A 20,138-nucleotide genomic window follows, 5' to 3' on the forward strand; every position below is an offset into this window, starting at 1 on the left:
ACGAACGAGGGCCCGCCGGAATCCGGCGGGCCCTTCGTCGTGCGGGTGGCGCGGTCAGGCGTTCAGGATCGCGGCGGCGAGGATGAAGCCGAGGACGGCGCCGGCGACGCTCGCCGCGGCGGCGTACCAACCGAGCGGCTTGTCGCCGAGCACCGCGCCGACGATGCCGAGGACCAACCCGACCAGGCCGAGGAACGGTACGAAGATCGCGATGGCCGCGAAGACGAAACCGATGATGGTGCAGATCCGGGCGGCGTTGCTGTTGGAGCGGGCGGTGGCGGGAACGTCGGCCATGGTGTCCTCCGTGAGTGATCTTCTCGGTGAGCTGGAAGCCACCTACCCCGGCGGGGCGGCCGTCCAAACCGGATCACGCATCGATCAGTGGAACAGTTTCAAGCCGACCACACCGGCGACCACGAGCAGCAGGCAGGCGATCCGGGGCAGGTTCGCCGGCTCGCCGAGGGCGAGCATGCCGACGAGCGTGGTGCCGACCGCGCCGATCCCCACCCACACCGCGTAGCCGGTGCCGACCGGGATGTCGCGCAGCGCGTACGCCAGACCGGCCATGCTGCCGGCGAGCGTGCCGGCGAAGACGGCGGTGGGGAGGGGGCGGGTGAAGCCGGCGCTGCGGTCCAGGGCGATCGCCCACGCGGTTTCCAGCAGTCCGGAGAGCACAAGCACGATCCAGGCCATGGGTGTCACCTCTGACGGGCGGGCCCGGCGGTCGCACCGGGCGGTGGTCGTTTCCGCGGGGCGTCGTGCCTGACCGGGTACGCCCACCACTCGTCCGGGGCGGCCGTGGACCGCCGTGGCCGACGCTAGCACTGGCCGGGCCGGTCGGGCGGCGTGGTGACGAAGCCCACCATCGCTGGAGTTCACGCAAACTTCAGGTTGCACGATGGGGGTCATGACCGTGCTCTTCTCCGACGAGGACGTCGCGGCGGCCGTGGACGCCCCGCTCACCGTCGCCGCCATGCGGGACGCGCTGCTGGCCGCGCACCACGGGCGGCTGATCGCCCCACCCCGGGCGTCCGCGTCGCTGGGCGGCGGCCGGATGGTGCTCACCGCCGGGCACCTCACCGGCGAGTGGTACGGCTTCCGCTCGTACGACACGTTCGGGCACCCGGAGAGCGGGCAGCTCGTCGTGCTGCACGACGCGACCACCGGCGCGGTGCGCGCCATCGCCGTCGGCGAGGAGCTGGGCTCCCGGCGTACCGGAGGACTGGGCGGCGTGGCGGTGGACGCGCTGGCCCGTCCGGACGCCGCCACGCTCGGCGTGGTGGGTTCGGGGCGGCAGGCGTGGACCCAGGTGTGGGCCGCGGCGGCGGTCCGGCCGCTGCGCGAGGTGACCGTGCACAGCCGGTCAACGGCCCGGCGGGAGGCGTTCGCCGGCCGGGTCCGGGCCGAGCTGGGCGTGCCGGCGCGGGCGGTCGACTCGGCCGCCGCCGCGGTGCGCGACCGCGACCTCGTGGTGCTCGCCACCACGAGCACCGCCCCGGTGCTGGCCGCCGCCGACCTGTCCCCGGGCACGCACGTCAACACCGTCGGCTTCAAGCAGGTCGACCGGCACGAGTTCGGCACCGACCTGCTCGACGCCGCCGACCTGCTGGTCACCGACTCTCCGGGGCAGGCCGCCGCGTACGCGCCGCCGATGCTCGCCGCCGTCGAGCCGTACGCCGGGCGGTTGCGTGACCTGGGCGCGGTGCTGGCCGGGGCGGCTCCCGGCCGGACCGGCGCGGACCAGATCTCGGTCTTCTGCTCCACCGGCCTGGCCGGCACCGAGGTGTTCCTGCTCGACCGTCTCGCCCGCGCGTTCACCCCGGCGCGGTGAGAGGGTGACCCTTCTCTACCGCAGGCGTTAACAAGGGGCCCTTCCTTGCACCTGTACCCTCGGATGGTGTCTGACTCCTCCTTTGACGGGCGGCGGGTTGCGCTGCTGACTCTGGGCTGCGCCCGCAACGAGGTCGACTCGGAGGAGTTGGCCGCCCGGCTGCACGCCGACGGTTGGCAGGTGACCACCGACGGCGAGGGCGCCGACGTGGTGGTCGTGAACACCTGCGGCTTCGTGGAGAAGGCCAAGCAGGATTCGATCCAGACGCTGCTGGCCGCCGCCGACACCGGCGCCAAGGTGGTCGCCGCCGGGTGCATGGCCGAGCGGTACGGCCGTGAGCTGGCCGCCAGCCTGCCCGAGGCGCAGGCGGTGCTGAGCTTCGACGACTACCCGGACATCGCGGCCCGCCTCGACGCGGTGGTGGCCGGCGAGGCGATCGACGCGCACGTCCCGCGCGACCGGCGCGAGCTGCTCCCGCTCACCCCGGTCAAGCGCCGGGACGCGGCGGTGTCGCTGCCCGGCCACGGCACCCCGACCCGGGTCGCGCCGGAGACCGACGAGCACACCCCGGCGCACCTGCGGCAGGTGCTGCGGCACCGGCTCGACACCGGCCCGGTGGCCTCGCTGAAACTCGCCAGCGGCTGCGACCGGCGGTGCGCGTTCTGCGCCATCCCGGCGTTCCGCGGGGCGTTCGTCTCGCGTACCCCGGACGAGCTGCTCGCCGAGGCCGAGTGGCTGGCCAAGACCGGCGTCCGCGAGCTGGTGCTGGTGAGCGAGAACTCCACCTCGTACGGCAAGGACCTGGGTGACCCGCGGGCGCTGGAGAAGCTGTTGCCGCAGCTCGCCGCGATCGACGGGATCGTGCGGGTGCGGGCCAGCTACCTCCAGCCCGCCGAGACCCGGCCCGGCCTGGTCGAGGTGATCGCCACCACGCCCGGCGTGGCGGCCTACTTCGACCTGTCGTTCCAGCACTCGAGCGAGCCGGTGCTGCGCCGGATGCGCCGGTTCGGCTCCACCGACCGGTTCCTGGAGCTGCTCGCCTCGGCCCGCGCGCTCGCGCCGGAAGCGGGCGCCCGGAGCAACTTCATCGTCGGCTTCCCCGGCGAGACGAAGCAGGACGTGGCCGAGCTGGTCCGGTTCCTGACCGAGGCGCGGCTGGACGCGATCGGCGTGTTCGACTACAGCGACGAGGACGGCACCGAGGCCGCCGGGTTGCCCGGCAAGGTCTCCGCCGCCACGGTCAAGCGGCGCTACGACAAGCTCGGCGCGCTCGCCGACGAGTTGTGCTCGCAGCGGGCCGAGGAACGGCTCGGCTCGACCGTGGAGGTGCTCGTGGACTCGGTGGCCGACGACGTGGTCGAGGGGCGGGCCGCCCACCAGGCGCCCGAGGTCGACGGTTCGACCACCCTCGTCGCGCCGGACGGCGGCGGGGTGGACCTGGCCGCGCTGCGCCCGGGTGACCTGGTCCGGGCCAGGGTGACGGCGACCGAGGGGGTCGACCTGGTCGCGGTGCCGGACGAGATGATCTCGGCGGCGCCCGGCGCGGCCCGGTGACGGTGGGCCCGGACGGAGCGGGGGAGCGACGTGGGGCGATGTCGGACATGACCGGGGCGGAGCCGACGGTGGCGGCGCCCGTGCCACTGCTCAACGCGGCGAACCTGTTGACCGCGGCGCGGCTGCTGCTGGTGCCGGTCTTCGCGGTCACCGTGGCCGTGTCCGCGATGAGCCACGCCGGCTGGCGGATGGTGGCCTGCCTGATCTTCGTGGTGGCCTCGGCGACGGACCTGGTCGACGGCTGGATCGCCCGCCGGTTCGGCCTGGTCACCTCGCTCGGCAAGGTCGCCGACCCGATCGCCGACAAGGCGCTCACCGGCGCCGCCCTGGTGCTGCTCTCGTGGTACGACCGGCTGCCCTGGTGGGTGACCGTGGTGATCCTCGCCCGGGAGTTGGGCATCACCGCGCTGCGTTTCTGGGTGATCCGGCACGGGGTCATCGCGGCCAGCCGCGGCGGCAAGATCAAGACGGCGTTGCAGATCCTGGCGATCACCTGGTACCTCTGGCCGATGCCGGACGCGCTGGCCCCGGTCGGCCCCTGGATCCTGGGCGCGGCCGTGGTGGTGACCGTCGCCACCGGCTTCGACTACATCGCGCAGGCGCTGCGGCTGCGCCGTCCCCGGCGTTGATCGGTGCGACCGGCGACTAAGCCGGCGCGACGCGGGAAGAAGGGGCGGTCATGGACGACACCGACGCGAGGCACCGACGGCCCGCCGGCAGCCCGGCCGCCGCCGTGGTGCACCGCCTGCACGACCGCGGGGAGACGCTGGCCACGGTCGAGTCGTTGACCGGTGGCCTGCTCGCCGCCGCGATCGTGGAGATCGCCGGGGTCAGCTCGATCTACCGGGGTGGCCTCGTCGTCTACGCCACCGAGCTCAAGGCGACGCTCGCCGGCGTACCGGAGGACCTGCTGGCGGCGCGCGGCCCGGTCGACCCGGACGTGGCCGCCGCCCTCGCCGAGGGCGGCCGGCAGCGCTGCGGCGCGGTCTGGGGGCTGGCCACCACCGGGGTGGCCGGGCCGGAGCCGCAGAACGACAAGCCGGTCGGCCTGGTCTACGTGGCGGTCGCCGGGCCGGACGGCACGCGGGTGCGCCGGCTCGACCTGGACGGTGGCCGGGACCACATCCGCTCGGCCGCGGTGATCGAGGCGCTGCGCCTGCTCGCCGAACAGGTCCGGGTCGTCCGCGACGGCGAGGCCGTCGACCCGGCGGGCGTCGGCCGGCGATGACCCGGACGACGTCGACACGCCCGACCGCGGGCCCGTCGGAACGGCCCTTCTGCCGGGATTGGACAGGCGGGGTGGGATGTCGTCGTGGCGGTCAGCGGGTACGGTTGCGGGAAGGCTCCGGCGGGCGACGCCGGCGCCGGGGGCGGCGGATGGCCGCACTCGGCGCGGTGCGGCGCGGTCGGGCATGGTGACCCGTTCACGGGGAGGTGCGATGGTCCTGCTACGCCGGGTGATCGGTGACGCACTGCGGGCGCGCCGGCAGGGGCAGCACCGCACCCTCCGCGAGGTCTCGTCCGCCGCCAACGTCAGCCTCGGTTACCTCTCCGAGATCGAACGCGGCCAGAAGGAACCATCGAGCGAGCTGCTGGCGGCGATCTGCGACGCGCTCGGCGCCCGTCTGTCCGAGCTGCTGCGCGAGGTGAGCGACACGGTGGCGCTGGCCGAGCAGATGCCCGGCGTGCTGGTGCCGGTGGCCGACGAGCCCGCCGAGTCGACGTCGGTGGCTCCGCCGGCCGTGCGCAAGGCGGCGAACCAGGGGGTCCGGCAGGTCACCTCCGACGGCGCGGTGGCCGTCCAGGTCCGGCAGGACTCTCCGCTCAAGGCGACGCTGCGCAGCACGCGCGTGCGCCCCGCCGAGCGGGACGTGGTCTGCGCCGCCTGACCGTGCCGTCCGCCCGTGTCGCCGCTGGCGTCCACGTCGTAGTGTTGATCAGGGTCGTACGGGTGCCGGAGTGGCGTCCGACTGGGACGATGTAGGCGCGACGCTACTGTGAGGGGACGAGGCGGAGATGGCTAACCCGTTCGTCAAGGGTTGGAAATACCTGATGGCGGCCTTCGGCGCGAAGATCGACGAACACGCCGATCCGAAGGTGCAGATCCAGCAGGCGGTCGAGGAGGCGCAGCGGCAACACCAGGCGCTGGTCCAGCAGGCGGCGGCGGTGATCGGCAACCAGCGCCAGCTCGAGATGAAGCTGTCCCGGCAGATCACCGAGGTGGAGCAGCTCCAGGGCAACGCGCGGCAGGCGCTCACGCTCGCCGACCAGGCTCGGAGTCGGGGTGACGAGGCCGAGGCCGGGCGCTTCGAGCAGTCCGCCCAGATGCTGGCCACCCAGTTGGTCTCCGGCGAGCAGGCGTTGGAGGACTTGAAGACGCTGCACGACCAGGCGCTCAACGCGGCGGCGCAGGCCCGCAAGGCGGTGGAGAACAACTCGATGATCCTCCAGCAGAAGCTCGCCGAGCGCACCAAGCTGCTCAGCCAGCTTGAGCAGGCCAAGATGCAGGAGAGCGTGGCCCGCTCGCTGGAGTCGATGTCGTCGCTCACCGCGCCCGCCAACACCCCGTCGCTGAACGAGGTGCGCGACCGGATCGAGAGCCGCTACGCCACCGCCATGGGCCGGGCCGAGCTGGCCGGCAACTCGGTCGAGGGCCGGATGCTGGAGATCCAGAAGGCGTCGATCGACTCGGCCGGGTCGGCCAGGCTGGAGCAGATCCGGTCGAGCATGGCCGGCAAGCAGGTCGACGGCCGGTCGGAGCGCCCCGCGGTGGGGCCGGCGACCGACCCGGCGGCGACCGCCAAACTGGACGAGATCCGGGCCAGCATGAGCCGGGAGCGTGGCACCGGGGAGACCACCACCGGCTGACGGGCGGGGGAGAGCGATGGCGGACGAGCGGGCGCGACACTTCCGCCGGCTGGGCAGGCTGCGGCGCTCGGCGCGGCGGTGGAGCGTCCTGGCCGGCGGGCTCGGCGGTGCCGCCGCGGTGCTCACCCCGTACGCCGGGCTGGGCCTGCCGGACGCGGCCTGGGCCGCCGCCGCGGGCAGCGCGATCGCGGTGGCGTGCTGGCGGTGGGCCGACCACCGGGCGCTCGCGGCCGTGCCGGCCCCGCCCGCGCTCGACCCGGCCGAGGCCGCCGCGCGCTCCCGCGCCCGGCTGGCCGCCGCCGTCGAACGGCTGCCGGTGGGCCCGGGCGTCCTCGCCGAGGTGCGCCGGTTCCGTGCCCGCGTCGGTCTGCGCGGCACCGCTGCGGCCGAGCCGTGGGCCCGGCTCGACCGGGCCGCGCTCACCCTCGGTGGGTTGGCCGGTCGACTGACCGGGCTGGCCGAGCCGGCGGTCCGGGAAGCGGCCGAGGCGGACCGCTCGCTGCGCGAGCTGGCCACCCGGGTGGCAGGCGTGGAAGGCGCGGTGAAGCTCGCCCCGCAGGGGCCGCTCGTCGAGGCGCACGCGATGCTCGTCGCCCAGTTGGAGGACGGGGTGGCCGCCTACGAACGGCTGGTGGTGGCCGCCGCCGGCTACGTGGCCGAGGACACCCGCCCGAACACGGCGCACCCCGCCGCCGCCCGCCTGACCGAGGCCACCGACATGCTGCACGGCGTGGCCGCCGCCCTGGCCGAACTCCGCACCCCCCAGCCCCGCCCCTCCTGACCCGACCCCCCTCCCCCTCCCGCCCCGGCCGTCCACCCGGCGTCGGCGCTCCGCGCCTTTCCTGCGAACGTCGATCTTGGACTTGTGGCACCTCCGATACCAGCCCAGAACCGACATACCCTGGCACCAAAAGTCCAAGATCGACGAAGCGACCAACCAAACCCGGGGGTGCGGGGCGGGTCAGGGTGGGGTGGTGATGCTTGTGGCGGGGGTCCAGGGGGAGACGCCCACCACGTTCGTCGCGCGTACCCGGTAGTGGTAGGTGACGCCGCGGGACAGGCCGGTGTTGGTGAACCCGCGACCGGTCGCCCGGAAGGTGGCCGGTTCCCGGGTGAAGGCCGCGTCGAGGGCGCGCTCCACGAGGAAGCCGGCGCCCGGCCCGGCCGGCGCCTCCGCCGACCAGCCCAGCGTCACCGAGGCGGTGTCCGGGGACGGCGCGCCGACGGTGGCGGTCACACCTGAGGGCGTGGCCGGTCGGGGCGGAACGGTCACCGTGGCCACGGTGGACCAGGGCGACGCCGCGCCCAGGTAGGTGGTGCGTACCCGGTAGTAGTAGGTGGTGTCCGGGGCGACGGCCGGATCCAGGTGGGTCTCGCCGACGGCGATCGCCGTGGTGCCCGGCCCGCTGGTGAACGTCGGGTTCGTGGCCCGCTGCACGTCCACGCCGGTGGCGAACGAGTGGTTCGCCCAGTGCAGCGTCACCCGCACCGGCGCGGCCGGCGGCACCACCGCGGTCAGCCGGGCCGGCGGGGCCAGCCGCACCGAGGCCGGCGCGCTGTTGGACCAGGCCGAGCAGCTCACCGCGTTCTCGGCCCGGATCCGGTAGTGGTAGGTGACGCCCGGGGTGACCGTCGCGTCCGTGTACCGGGTCGCGGCGGCGGCCACCGTGATATCGGTGCGGCCGGCGGTGAACGCGCTGTCGGTGGCGCGTTGCAGCCGATGGCGCGTGGCCGGTGGGTGGCTGCCGTTGCCGGTCCAGGTCAGCGCGATGGCGGGCAGCGCGGTGGCCGACCCCGGCGCCGGGGTGGCGGTCAGCCCGGTCGGCGCGCGGGGCGACACCCGCAGCACCAGCGGCCGGCTCATGCCCTGGTCGCGCAGCCCCGCCGAACGGGTCTGCCAGCGATATTCCCAGCCCAGATTGACCAGTTGGTTGACCACCACCGTGGGCCGCCCGTCGACCGGGCTCACCGGGCCGGCATCCAGCCGCGCGCCGGCCGGGCGGGTCGGGTCGAGCAGCCGTACGCTGTCGCCGACCAGGAACGGCAGGCTGGGCGGGACCGGGCGCAGCGCCACGACCACGTCCTCCCGGGGGTTGACCCGGACGGTGTCCTTCCAACCCAGCTCGCCCGGGTCGGGCGGGCGGAGCGTGCCGTCCCAGCCGACCCGGTTGACCACCTGCACGTCGACGCCCTCGACGTGCACCGGGTGGGTGCGGTCGGAGTAGCCGACGATCCGCCAGAGCTGGGTGCCGTCCGCGGGCGCGCCCACCGGCACGGTCGGGTCGGTCGCGAACAGCACCTCGGTGGCCGGGTCGGCCGGGCCCAGCGGCAGGACGGCCGGGGCGAGTGGCCCGGTGATCGGATGGCCGACGCCGAGCCGGCCCACCGCCCGGCCGTGCCGGGGCTCGAACACCTGCCCGACCGACTTCACCGCCAGCGGCAGCGTGACCGGGGCGGACCCGCCGACCGGGGTGAACGTGACCGCGTCGGCCCGCGCCGGGACCAGTGTCGGGCCGGGGGTGCGGGTGCCGAACGCCGGGTCGTACGCCGGTTGCGGCACGATCGGCGGCGGCTGGCTCTCTGCGTACGCGCCGGGCAGCCGGGCGGCGAGCCGCCGCCTGTCGAAGCGTGCCGCCGGGGCGCCGGTCACCCGGATCTGGAGCAGCGTCCGCGTGTTCGGGCCGTAGCCGGGGTGGGTCGGCGGGAGGCCGCCCGTGGCGGTGCGGTCCGGCGCGCCGGTGTGGTGGTCGTAGCGGGGATCGAACCGGGGCAGCGGCGCGGGGCAGTCGTTGTAGAGGATCAGCGTGCCGCCCGGCGGCACCGTGGAGAAGTCCACCACCACGTCGGCGCGTTCGCCGGGGGCGAGCAGCAGCGTGTGCCCGTCCACGTTGAGCACGGTCGGGTCCTGCCGGTCGTACCGGTAGTCGACCGGCCGGTTCGCCAGCACGACCGGGGCCGGGAGCAGGCCGCCCTCGTTGCCGATCTGGATCAGCTCCGGGCCGGCGGCGGCCGGGTCGGGCACGCCGCCGTCGCGCCCGTCCGCCGGCCAGTCCGCCGGCCGGTCCGGCGCGCGGACCGCCTCGACCATCGGCACCTCGCCGGCGAGCGGGTCGGCCGGCCCGCCGTCGGGCGCCCACATCGGCCCGTCCGAGGCGGCCCGGTAGAGCTGGAGGTTGAGCGCCCGGTCCGCGCAGGCGTTGAGGATCCGGAACCGGTACGCCGTCGGCGTGACCTCCAGGTACGGGTAGGCGACGCCGTTGACCAGCGGGGTGTCGCCGTACGCCTCGGGGACCGCGGACGGGTGCGGCACGGCCGGGACCAGCGGCGGCTCGTCCGGTTCGGTGGCCGGGTCGTGGTGCGGGCTCGGCACCGGGGCGACCCACGGGCTCGCCCCGCCGTCCGGGTCGTGGGTCCACGGCCCGTAGTCCCAGCGGCCGGTCGGGTTGGTGCCGCTGAGCCGGTACGGGTTCTGCCGGGGCTGGTAGACGTGCGGGTGCCAGAGGCTGCCCTTGGCGCCCCAGCGGTCCCGGTCCCAGGTCGGGTCCTCGGCGGCGAGCTGCGCGTCGTCGGGCACGAACGTCTTGTCCTCGATCACCAGCGGGAGCTGGTCGGCGGGGAGGACGCCGTCGTCCACCAGCCGCTGTTCGGCCGGGTCGGTGAGCAGCCAGAGCGCGAGCTGCCCGGAGTAGGTGGTGAGCCGGGACAGGCCGAGCGTGTTGTCGTGCAGCCACATCAGCCGGCCGCTCTGGTCGTTCGGGAAGTAGAGCGTGGTGGCGCCCGCGCCCGGCGCGGGCATGTCCGGCACCGGAACCACACCCACCCCGACCGGGTACGGGGTGATCTCGCCGGCCGGGGTCACCCACTGCCACGGGTTGCCGGCGCTGGTCCATGCGGTACGCGCCCCGGCCAGGTGCGGCACGGCGCGGTTCTGCGGGTACGGCGCGGGCCCGTCGAGCGGCCCGGCGCCGGCCCCGTCGAGCGTCTCGTCGACCGGCAGGAACAGCTCGCCGGCCCGGCCGGTGGGGAGCTGGTTGATGAACTTGACCCGCACCGGCCGGCCCCGGCGCGCCACGATCATCGGGCCGAGGTGCCAGGGCCGGTCGGGCGGGCTCACCGTGTTGTGGCCGGACGCGTCGGTGCCCAGGTTGAGCTGGCGGTAGCCGCGCAGCCGGGTGGCCGGCAGGTCCCGGTGCAGGCGTTGTGCGTACTCCTGGAGGCCGATCTCGTAGTAGTCGCAGCCCGGCCAGGTGATGGTGTCGGGCACGGCGACCGGCAGCCGGGCGCCGAGCCCGGCGGTGGCCGGCCGGCCGGGCAGCGGCAGCGGGTCGACGAACTTGCGGATGCCGGTGCCGGGCACCGGCCGGCCGTCGGGGTCGAGCACGGGCAGCGGGCTGGCGGCGGTGTTCGGCACCGGGCCGAACAGGCGCGGCGCGGCGTCCGGGTCCAGGCTCGCCAGGGTCGGTCGGGCGGGCCCGACCGGTGTGGCCGGCGCGGTCGGCTTGTCGTCGGTGGCGCGGGCGGTGGGGACGGTGGGCGCGGTCTCCTCGGCCACCGTGGCGGCCCGGCCCGGCCGGAGTCTGCGGAACAGCACCATGTGGCTCTCCCCGGATCGGGGCGCGCGGCCGTCACCCCGGCGTGGCGGCGTACGCGCTGCTGACGAGCGGTGAGCGGTCCATCGCAGCATGCGACGCCGGAGGGGCGCGAGGGAAGTACCCAATCGTCCGTATCTCGGGGGATGTTAGGCGGTTCGTGGAAGTTCCACGTCACTCGCGTTCCGGCTGGCACGTCGGGCACCAGTAGGTGACCCGCTCGCCCTGCTCCTCCTTGCGGACCGCCGTGCCGCACCGCCGGCACGGCTGGGCCCGGCGGCCGTAGACGTAGCTGGTCCCGCCCCGGCGCAGCACCCCGGTGGTGCTCTGCGTCCAGCGGCCCCGGTTGGCCGCCAACAACCGCTGGGCCAGCGTGACGGTGCCGGCCAGGTCGGGCACCGCGCGCACCGGCGTCCACGGCGACAGCCCGCGCAGGAAGAGCACCTCACACTTGTAGAGGTTCCCCACCCCGGCCAGGTTGCGCTGGTCGAGCAGGGCCTCGCCGATGCTCCGCTCCGGATGCTCGGCCAGCCGGCGGGCTGCCTCCTGCGGATCCCAGTCCGGGCCGAGCAGATCCGGGCCGAGGTGACCGACGAGCGATCCCTCCTCGGCGGACGGGACCAGTGCCAGCTCGTGCAGGTGGTAGCCGACCGCGACCGCGGCGGGGGAGCGGAGCACCACCCGGATCAGGTGCGCCGGCCGGGCCGTCCACCGCTCGCCCGGCGTGTACGCCCGCCAGGCGCCGTCCATCCGCAGGTGCGAGTGCAGCGTCCAGTCCCCGGCGTCCGGATCGGCGAGTCGCAACAGCAGGTGCTTGCCGCGGCTGGCCGACTCCCGGACGGTCCAGCCGGTGAGGTCGGCGGTGGCGAGCTGCGGCACGCGGAAGTCCGACCCGGTGAGCCGGGCCCCGGCCAGCGCGCGTTCCAGGACGCGGGCGGTGTTCCAGACGGTGTCACCTTCGGGCACGCCACCATTCTCCCCGACCGAACGAAATTCGTCTGTTTCGCTATTTGTACCTATGTTTCGATTCATCCGGTTAACGGCGAGGATCAGGGGGTTCTGAGGAGAATCCCATGGCCCGAGTCCGCCGTACCTCCGTCGCCCTGACCGCCCTGCTCACCCTGGCCGCCGGCCTGCCCGGTGCCCCCGCGCCGGCCGCCGCCGCGCCGGCCCGCGCCGCCGCGCCCGGATCCGAACGCTGGTCCGCCGACCTCGCCGTCGGTGGCGGCGACGACGTCAACGTCACCTGGCGGTCCGGCCGCCTGCGGCTGGCCGATCCCCACCCCACCGCCCACACCCGGCCCGCCGCCGCGGCCGGGCCGGTCGCCGAGGGCATCCTGCTCACCGCGCCGCGCGCGCTCGACCACCCCGCCACCCGGGTACGCGCCCGGCTCGCCGCCCGCACCGGCGCCGGCGGCACGGCGGCGGCCCAGGTACGCGGCTGGCGGGCCGGCCGCTGGACCGAGTGGCGGGACGCCGCCGAGGCGATCTTCGACCAGCCGGTCACCCAGGTGCAGGCCCGTGTCGTGCTGACCGCCCCGAACGCCGCCGCGGAGGCCACCGTGACCGGCCTGACCCTCGCCGCCGACACCGCCGCCGCCACCACCGCCCCGTCGGCCGTCGCGCTCACCTACCGGGTGTACGCGACCCGGATCGGCCTCGTCGGCGGCGTCACCGCCAACGGGCACACCGTCGGCGTCCGGGACCACTTCGCGGCGCTGCCCTCCCGGCGTGGCCTCTCCCCGCGCGGGACCGGTGACTACACGGTCAAGGTCTGCACCACGAGCGGAAGCCGCTGCGAGTACGCGCCGGTCTGGGACGTCGGCCCGTGGAACACCCGGGACGACTGGTGGAACCCGTCGAACGTCCGGGAGAACTGGCGGAACCTGCCGCAGGGGCTCCCCGAGGCCCAGGCCGCCTACCAGAACGGATACAACGGCGGGCGGGACCAGTTCGGGCGGACCGTGCGCAACCCGGCCGGTCTCGACCTGGCCGACGGCACGTTCTGGGACGGACTGCGGCTCACCGACAACGCGTGGATCACCGTGACCCTGCTCTGGACGGCCGGCGGGGTCCGGGGCGTGGTCGGCTCCGGGCCGCTGAACCTGCGTACCGGCGCCGGCACGTCGTATCCGAGCCGGGGCCTGGCCGCCACCTACGCGCAGGTGCCGATCGACTGCTGGGTGACCGGGCAGCGGATCGCCGGGCCGTACCGCACCACGACCCGGTGGTACCGGTTGGTGGGTGGGACGTACGTGAGTCACGCGTACCTGTCCACGACCCTGGGTGGCGTGGGTTCCCGCTGCTGACGTCGTCCCGGGCCGATGATCGCCTGCGCCGCGGCCCCGCGCGGCCGGTCCCGGTGTCGGTCCCGCCCGGCCGGGTGTGCCTGCGTATACCGGTGGCTGGCTCGCCCGGCTGGGTCTGCCTGCGTGTACCGGTGGCCGGCTCGCCCGGTCGGGTCTGCCGGCGCGGTCCGGGTCGGCTCAGTCGCCGGTCACGGTGAGCACGTCGCCCGGCCCGACGCCGAGCAGGTCGACGGCGCGGCCGGTGCGTACCGCCACCGCCACCAGTGCGGCCGAGTCGGCGTACACCAGCAGCTCACCCGGCGCGACGTCGCCGAACGTGCGGCCGTGCACGGCCAGCCGGCCGCCCACCCGTACCCGGCCCGGCAACCCGTCCAGCAGCGCGGCCGGCGCGGCGAGTTGCACGTTGCCGAAGTGGTCGACGGTCACCACCTCGGCGCGGAACCCGCCCGCGTCGGCGTGGACCACCGGCTCCGGCAGCCGGACCAGAGCGGCCGGGTCGACGGCCGGTCCGGCCCCGGCCAGCGGCGCGCCCGCGGCCAGCCGGGCCGCCACCGGCGCGAACACGTCCCGCCCGTGGAAGGTGCGGGAGACCGTCGGCGCGAGCCACCACTCCGGGTTGGTCAACTCCACCGCCTCGGTCACCCCGCCGAGCGCGTCCGCCGCCGGCACGAGCAGCCCGTTGTCCGGGCCCACCAACAGCCCGCCCGGCGTGGCAAGCGCGATCCCGCGCCGCTCGGTGCCGACCCCCGGGTCGACCACCCCGACGTGCACCCCGACCGGCAGGTACGGCACCGTCTGCGCCAGCACCGCGGCGCCCCGCCGGACGTCGGCCGGCGGCACCAGGTGTGTCACGTCGATCACCCGAGCGGTCGGGGCGAGCCGGGCGAGGACCCCGTGGCAGGCCGCCACGAAGCCGTCCGCGAGCCCGTAGTCGGTGGTCAGCGAGACGCACGGCCCGTTCGCCGGCGGTGGATCGTCGGGCTGGATCGCCATCGGCCCCTCCTCCACGTGTCCGGCAACCCTAGCCAGTCCCGACCGGCTCTCCGCACCATCCCCGCTCACTCCCGTCCGTCCTTCCACATCGGTCCCTCCCTCCGTTCGTCCTCTCCGTCGCTCCCGCCCTTCCGGTCCTTGACTTCCTTCTCCTTACCCCTTCACTCCCTCCGCCCCTTCCTCTCTATCCATTCCTCCTGCTGTCCCTGCTCCAGTCCCCCGCCGCTTCTCAGCCTCAGAACCACGCTTCGATTCCACAATGCAAGAGTTCGCGTCCATCAGATAGGATCCTGTAGATCTTGGTACGAAATGGCCCCTCTGGGGGCCCTTTCGTACCAAGATCTCGTAGCCGGCGGGCAGGCGCGCCGAGTTGTGGCGATCGTCGGGCCGATCGGGGGTGGGAACAGGTGCCGGGGTGGGGTGAAGGGCCACGTGCCGCAGAGAGCCGTGCCTCCGTGCCGCCGCGCTGTCGTGCAGCCGCGTCTCCGTGCCGCCGCGTCTCCGTGTCGCCGTGCCGGAGGCGCGGGGCCGGAGCCTATGGGCAAGCCCGGAACGGCCCGCCCCCTCGGACACGCAGGGCCGGAGGTCAGGTCTGAGTGCCGGGGTGCGGTCAGCCGCGCAGGCGCAGGCCCCGGGGGGTGGCCCGGAAGCCGGCCGCGGTGAGCGCGTCGCGCAGCGGGGAGGAGTGCACCGCCTCACCGTCGGCGCGCTCCACCGAGATCGCGCCGAGCGCGCCGGAATGCACCGCGTCGGCGAGCGCCTTGCCCGCCGCGCCAAGCGTGTCGGCGTCGTCGGTGAACGAGAGGATCGTCCGCCCGCCCCGTTCGACATAGAGCACCAGGTCGCCAGCGACGAGCACCACGAGCGCGCCCGCCTTGCGTCCGGCCCGGTGACCGGTGGCCGGTGCCGCGCCGTCACCCGAGTCGACCACACGTTCGGGCCAGGGCAGCGCCGCGCCGTACGGGTTCGCCGGGTCGGTGGCGGCGAGCACCACGGTCGGCCCGCCCCCGGTCCGGCCGCCGTCGGTCGGGTCGGCCAGGGCGCGGATCCGGTCGACGGCGCCGGGCACCGCGAACTGCGCCGCGCCGAGCCCTTCGACGAAGTAGCCGCGTCGGGCCGCCCCGCGTTCCTCAAGCGCGGACAGCACCGGGTAGACCGCCGCGAAACCACCGGTCACCTGCTCAGCCACGACCGCGCCGCGGGTCACCACGCCGTGCCGTTCGAGCAGCAGGTCGGCCAGGGCGGCGGCGCGGCGGGTCGGGTCGAGGTCGCGGTCGGGCAGCCGGGACCACCGGCCGGCCATGGTCGGCGGGCCGCCGCGGCTGGGCAGCGCCACCCGGCCGGGGCGGCGGTAGCGGGTGCGCGGGGGCGACGGCCGGGACCGGTGCGCACCGCCGGCACCAAGTGCGGCGCGCAGCGGCGCGAGCGTGTCGTTGGTGAGGTGACCGGCCCAGACCAGGTCCCACACCACGGCCGAGAGGGCGGCGTCGTCGGTCGCGCCGACCCGGTCGGACAGGGAGCGGAAGAACAGCGCCTGCCCGTCGGCGAGCGCGTCGAGCACGGCCTCGTGGGTCGGCGTGAGCGTCAGCGCCTCGTCCGGCGGTGGCAGCAGCAGCGGCGCGACGTCGGCGTACGCGAGCGTCACCCACCCGTCGCCGCCGGAGATCGCCCCGGCGCCGGCCCAGACCACCTCGCCGCTGGCGCACATCTCGTCGAGTTGGGCGGGGGAGTAGTCGGCGACCCGGGCGGGCAGCACCAGCCGTTCCAGCGCCGACGCCGGCACGGTCACGCCCTGCAACTGCTCGACGGTGGCGGCGACCGCCTCGACCCCGCGGGCCGACGAGCCGACCTGCTGCCAGCGGGGCAGGAACGCGGCGAGCACCCGGGGTGGCACCGGCTCGATCTCCCGCCGCAGCGCGGCCAGGGAGCGGCGGCGCAGCAGGCGCAGCACCTCGGCGTCGCACCACTGCGTGCCGACGCTGTCCGGGGCGAACTCGCCGGAGACCACCCGGCCGTTGGCGGCGAGCCGGCGCAGCGCCTGCTCGACCACGAACACGCCGAGCCCGAACCGGGCCGCGCAGGTCGCCGCCGCGAACGGGCCGTGGGTGCGGGCGTACCGGGCGACCAGGTCGCCGAGCGGGTCGGCCACCGGCGTCAGGTATGCCTCGGCCACCCCGACGGGCAGCGCCACCCCGAGCGCGTCGCGCAACCGGGCCGCGTCCTCGACGACCACCCAGCGGTCCTCGCCGGCGATCCGCACCCGCAGCACCCGGCGGGCCGCCGCCAGCTCCGCCGGCCACTCCTCCGGCACCCCCCGCTCGGCCAGCTCGGCCGGACCGAGGTCGCCGACCACCCGGAGCAGCTCGACCACGTCCTCGGCGTCGCGGGGTCGCCGCTGGTCGGTGCGCCAGCGCAGTTGGCGTTCGGTCTCGGCGAGCACCGCCGGGTCGAGCAGCTCCCGCAGGTCGACCCGGCCGAGCAGCTCGCCGAGCAGCCCCGAGTCGAGCGCCAACGCGGCGGCGCGCCGCTCGGCCAGGGGCGCGTCCCCCTCGTAGAGGAACGCGCCGACGTAGCCGAAGAGCAGCGACCGGGCGAACGGGGACGGGCGTTCGGACTCCACCTCGACCAGCCGGACCTTGCGGGCGGCCAGGTCGCGCATCAGGTCGGCCAGGGCCGGCTGGTCGAAGACGTCCTGGAGGCACTCCCGGGCGGCTTCGAGCGTGACCGGGAAGTCGGCGTATTCCCGGGCCACGTCGAGGAGCTGCGCGGCCCGTTGGCGTTGCTGCCACAGCGGCTGCCGGCGGCGCGGGTCGCGGCGGGGCAGCAGCAGCGACCGGGCCGCGCACTCGCGGAACCGGGAGGCGAACAGCGCCGACGTGCCGACGGACTCCTCGACCAACTGGGCGATCTCGTCCGGGTCGAAGACCACCACGTCGGCGCCGGGCGGCTCCTCGGCGGTGTCCGGCAGCCGGACCACGATGCCGTCGTCGGAGGGCATGACCTGCGCGTCCACCCCGTAGCGCTCGGCCAGCCTGCGGCCGATGGCGAGCGCCCACGGGCCGTTGACCCGGGCGCCGAGCACCGAGTGCACGGCGAGCCGCCAGTCGCCCAGCTCGTCGCGGAACCGTTCGACCACCACCGTCCGGTCGTCGGGCAGCGACCGGGTGGCCGCCTTCTGCTCGCGTAGGTAGGTCATCAGGTTGCCGGCGGCCCAGTCGTCGAGCCCACCGGCGCGCAGCGCCGCCACCGCGTCGGGGTCGGACTGCCGCAGCAACGCGCGGACCCGGGCGCCGATCGCCCGCCCCAGCTCGACCGGGCGGCCGAGCTGGTCGCCCTTCCAGAACGGCATCCGGGCGGCCTGACCGGGGGCGGGCGAGACCAGCACCCGGTCGGGGGTGATCTCCTCGATCCGCCAGGACGACGAGCCGAGCAGGAACACGTCGCCGACCCGGGACTCGTAGACCATCTCCTCGTCCAGCTCGCCGACCCGGGCCGCCCGCTCGGCCCCGGCCAGGAAGACCCCGAACAGGCCCCGGTCGGGGATGGTGCCGCCGCTGGTCACGGCGAGCCGCTGGGCGCCGGGCCGACCGGTCAGCACGTCGGTCGCCCGGTCCCAGACCAGGCGGGGCCGCAACTCGGCGAAGGCGGTGGACGGGTAGCGCCCGGAGAGCATGTCGAGCACCGCGTGCAGCGCCGAGTCGGGCAGCTCGGCGAAGGGCGCGGCCCGGCGGACCAGCACGGCCAGGTCACCGAGCTGCCACGGCTCCAACGCCACCATCGCGACGATCTGCTGGGCGAGCACGTCGAGCGGGTTGCGCGGGTAGTGCAGCTCCTCGATCGCGCCCGCCCCCATCCGCTCGGCGACGACCGTGCAGGAGAGCAGGTCACCGCGGTGCTTGGGGAAGACCACGCCCCGCGAGACCGCGCCCACCTGGTGCCCGGCCCGGCCCACCCGTTGCAACCCGGCCGCGACGCTCGGCGGCGCCTCGATCTGCACCACCAGGTCGACCGCGCCCATGTCGATGCCCAACTCCAGGCTGGAGGTGGCGACCACGGCGGGGAGCTGCCCGGACTTGAGCGCCTCCTCGATGTGCTTGCGCTCCTCCCGGGAGACGCTGCCGTGGTGCGCCCGGGCGATCACCGCCGGCGCGCCGGCCGCCGCGCCGGACTGCGCCATCACCTCGGCCGGCTGCCGCGGCGCGCGGAGCGGCCCCACCGGCCCGCCGAACGCGTCCGCGCCGCGCCACCCGCCGCGCCCGCCCGCCTCCGGGGCTCCGGCTCCGCCGGTCGTGCTCGCGCCGTCGCCGGTGGCGCCCGCGCCTGTCGGGCCGGAGCCGTCCGCCGGGCCGCCGTCGCCGTCCGCCGGGCCGTCGCCGGCCGGTGGGCCGTCGCCGGAGGGCAGGAGATCGGATACGCGCACCGGCTCGCCGCCCCGGGCCACGCGGCTGCCGTCCGGGGCGGCCGTCGCCTCCGACTCCTCGGCGGCCAGCTCGTTGAGGCGGGCGCAGAGCCGTTCGGCGCCGCGCCGGGAGTTGGTGAAGACGATCGTGGACCGGTGCGCCCGGATCAACGCGAGCACCCGTTCCTCGACGGCCGGCCAGATGGAGGGCCGGCGTGGACCGGCGCCCAGCTCGTCCTCCGGTGGCTCCTGCTCGTCGAGGCGGGTCATGTCCTCCACCGGGACCTGGACGCTGACCTCGATGGTCTTGTCGGCCGGCGGCTGCACCACGTCGACCGGTCGGGCGCCGCCGAGGAAGCGGGCGCAGACGTCGATGGGTCGGACGGTGGCGGAGAGCCCGATCCGTTGGGCGGGCCGGTCGAGCAGCGCGTCGAGGCGTTCCAGGGAGAGCGCCAGGTGGGCGCCGCGCTTGGTGCCGGCCACCGCGTGCACCTCGTCGACGATCACCGTGTCCACCCCGCGCAGCGAGTCCCGGGCGGCGGAGGTGAGCAGCAGGAACAGCGACTCGGGCGTGGTGATGAGGACGTCCGGCGGGGTGCGGGCGAAGGCCCGGCGCTCGTCGGCCGGGGTGTCCCCGGTGCGCATGCCGACGGTGATGTCCGGCGGGACGAGGCCGAGGCGGGTGGCGGCCTGGCGGATGCCGATGAGCGGGGTGCGCAGGTTGCGCTCCACGTCGACGGCGAGCGCCTTGAGCGGGCTGACGTAGAGCACCCGGCAGCGCCGACGGGGATCGGTCGGCGGTGACTCCTTGCCCAGCCGGTCGAGCGACCAGAGGAACGCCGCGAGCGTCTTGCCGGAGCCGGTCGGCGCGACCACCAGGGCGTTGCGCCCGGCGGCGACCGAGCGCCAGGCCCCCTGCTGGGCGGGGGTGGGCGCGGCGAACGCCGCGGTGAACCACTCCCGGGTCGCCGCGCCGAAACTCGCCAGCACCCCGCCTGCCGGGGTCACCTCGTCCGCCACGCCCCCATCCTGCCGCGCCGGTACGACATCCGGCTCGGCGGCGGATGGTTCTGTCCCGCCCGGCGAATTGACGCGATGAATAAGCCAATTATTCCGTTAAGTCTCACTTAACTGCTTGCTTGCAAGCTACAACATAAAGTAACTTCACTCGCAACGCGGCGTGGGTGGAGGCGTGGATGACCGTGGACGATCGAGGCTTCACGACCGGCACCGACGTGCTCATCCGCAAGGTCGACAGCCGACTCGCCGCGCTCCGCACCGGCCTGGACGGCCCGGAGCTCGAGTTGGCCGAGGAGCTGGCCCGCCGCCTGCGCGAGATGGTGGTCGCCACCGCCCGTTCCAGCGCGGCCGACCGGGCCCTGGTCCGGGCCGCCGTGCACTACTTCGTCCTGCGGCGGGAGAGCCGGGACGCCCGGCTGCCGGTCCGCTCGCTCGCGGGCGCGCAGCGCGTGGTCGACCGGACGGCCCGGCAGCTCAACCGCCCGAACCAGGCGGCGCAGTCCCGCCGCAACGCCGCTCCCTTCCACTGACGGCCCCCCACCCGACGCCGCGTCGACCGAGGACCGTCAGCGCGT

Annotated in this window: 14 protein-coding genes and 2 pseudogenes; 9 read left to right on the plus strand and 7 right to left on the minus strand. The window is 75.3% G+C overall.

Annotation, left to right across the window (positions count from 1 at the left end):
* Positions 1 to 54: 54 nt before the first annotated feature.
* Both O7619_RS11475 and O7619_RS11480 read right to left on the minus strand, forming a co-directional pair.
* On the minus strand, positions 55 to 294 hold the full coding sequence (locus O7619_RS11475; protein WP_281584361.1) for a hypothetical protein: 240 nt from the start codon (positions 292 to 294) through the stop codon (positions 55 to 57).
* 84 nt (positions 295 to 378) lie between these two features.
* Entirely contained in the window at positions 379 to 693 is a 315-nt protein-coding gene (locus O7619_RS11480) for a multidrug efflux SMR transporter (RefSeq protein ID WP_282287536.1), read from the minus strand.
* 214 nt (positions 694 to 907) lie between these two features.
* On the opposite strand from O7619_RS11480, the gene O7619_RS11485 reads away from it, so the two are divergent.
* The 7 genes from O7619_RS11485 (at position 908) to O7619_RS11515 (ending at position 7,034) form a co-directional block, all read left to right on the plus strand.
* Positions 908 to 1,831, plus strand: coding sequence for an ornithine cyclodeaminase family protein (locus tag O7619_RS11485; protein WP_282287538.1), 924 nt, complete (start codon positions 908 to 910; stop codon positions 1,829 to 1,831).
* A 63-nt stretch (positions 1,832 to 1,894) separates the two neighbouring features.
* Entirely contained in the window at positions 1,895 to 3,385 is a 1,491-nt protein-coding gene (gene rimO / locus O7619_RS11490; protein WP_282287540.1) for a 30S ribosomal protein S12 methylthiotransferase RimO, read from the plus strand.
* Positions 3,386 to 3,432: 47 nt separating this feature from the next.
* The gene (pgsA, locus tag O7619_RS11495) at positions 3,433 to 4,014 is read left to right on the plus strand and encodes a CDP-diacylglycerol--glycerol-3-phosphate 3-phosphatidyltransferase (RefSeq protein WP_282288786.1); all 582 of its coding nucleotides are present in this window, start codon (positions 3,433 to 3,435) and stop codon (positions 4,012 to 4,014) included.
* Positions 4,015 to 4,064: 50 nt separating this feature from the next.
* On the plus strand, positions 4,065 to 4,613 hold the full coding sequence (locus tag O7619_RS11500; protein WP_282287541.1) for a CinA family protein: 549 nt from the start codon (positions 4,065 to 4,067) through the stop codon (positions 4,611 to 4,613).
* Positions 4,614 to 4,824: 211 nt separating this feature from the next.
* Complete coding sequence (locus O7619_RS11505) at positions 4,825 to 5,274, plus strand: helix-turn-helix transcriptional regulator (RefSeq protein ID WP_282287544.1); 450 nt, start codon at positions 4,825 to 4,827, stop codon at positions 5,272 to 5,274.
* Between the two features lie 127 nt (positions 5,275 to 5,401).
* Positions 5,402 to 6,253, plus strand: a complete 852-nt coding sequence (locus O7619_RS11510) for a PspA/IM30 family protein (protein WP_282287546.1) — start codon at positions 5,402 to 5,404, stop codon at positions 6,251 to 6,253.
* Positions 6,254 to 6,269: 16 nt separating this feature from the next.
* Positions 6,270 to 7,034 (plus strand): hypothetical protein, encoded by a 765-nt coding sequence (locus tag O7619_RS11515; protein ID WP_282287548.1) that lies wholly within the window; start codon positions 6,270 to 6,272, stop codon positions 7,032 to 7,034.
* Positions 7,035 to 7,214: 180 nt separating this feature from the next.
* Here O7619_RS11515 and O7619_RS11520 read toward each other — a convergent pair whose 3' ends face one another.
* On the minus strand, positions 7,215 to 10,937 hold the full coding sequence (locus O7619_RS11520; protein WP_282287549.1) for a multicopper oxidase domain-containing protein: 3,723 nt from the start codon (positions 10,935 to 10,937) through the stop codon (positions 7,215 to 7,217).
* 79 nt (positions 10,938 to 11,016) lie between these two features.
* Positions 11,017 to 11,808: a DNA-formamidopyrimidine glycosylase family protein gene (locus O7619_RS11525; RefSeq protein WP_282287550.1), complete on the minus strand. Its 792-nt coding sequence runs from the start codon at positions 11,806 to 11,808 to the stop codon at positions 11,017 to 11,019.
* A gap of 107 nt (positions 11,809 to 11,915) precedes the next feature.
* On the opposite strand from O7619_RS11525, the gene O7619_RS11530 reads away from it, so the two are divergent.
* The gene (locus O7619_RS11530) at positions 11,916 to 13,151 is read left to right on the plus strand and encodes a hypothetical protein (RefSeq protein ID WP_282287551.1); all 1,236 of its coding nucleotides are present in this window, start codon (positions 11,916 to 11,918) and stop codon (positions 13,149 to 13,151) included.
* A 177-nt stretch (positions 13,152 to 13,328) separates the two neighbouring features.
* On the opposite strand, the gene O7619_RS11535 is transcribed toward O7619_RS11530, so the two are convergent.
* The 3 genes and pseudogenes from O7619_RS11535 to O7619_RS30140 form a co-directional block, all read right to left on the minus strand.
* The gene (locus O7619_RS11535; RefSeq protein WP_282287552.1) at positions 13,329 to 14,144 is read right to left on the minus strand and encodes an SAM-dependent chlorinase/fluorinase; all 816 of its coding nucleotides are present in this window, start codon (positions 14,142 to 14,144) and stop codon (positions 13,329 to 13,331) included.
* Between the two features lie 610 nt (positions 14,145 to 14,754).
* Positions 14,755 to 18,384: pseudogene (locus tag O7619_RS11540) on the minus strand (helicase-related protein); the annotation flags it as partial.
* 234 nt (positions 18,385 to 18,618) lie between these two features.
* Positions 18,619 to 19,563 (minus strand): annotated as a pseudogene (locus O7619_RS30140) (DEAD/DEAH box helicase); the annotation flags it as partial.
* 176 nt (positions 19,564 to 19,739) lie between these two features.
* Between O7619_RS30140 and O7619_RS11545 the strand changes: the two are divergent.
* Positions 19,740 to 20,093, plus strand: a complete 354-nt coding sequence (locus O7619_RS11545) for a hypothetical protein (protein WP_282287554.1) — start codon at positions 19,740 to 19,742, stop codon at positions 20,091 to 20,093.
* The last annotated feature ends 45 nt before the right edge of the window (positions 20,094 to 20,138 follow it).

The organism is Micromonospora sp. WMMD998 (assembly GCF_029581235.1).
Classification (GTDB): Bacteria; Actinomycetota; Actinomycetes; order Mycobacteriales; family Micromonosporaceae; genus Micromonospora.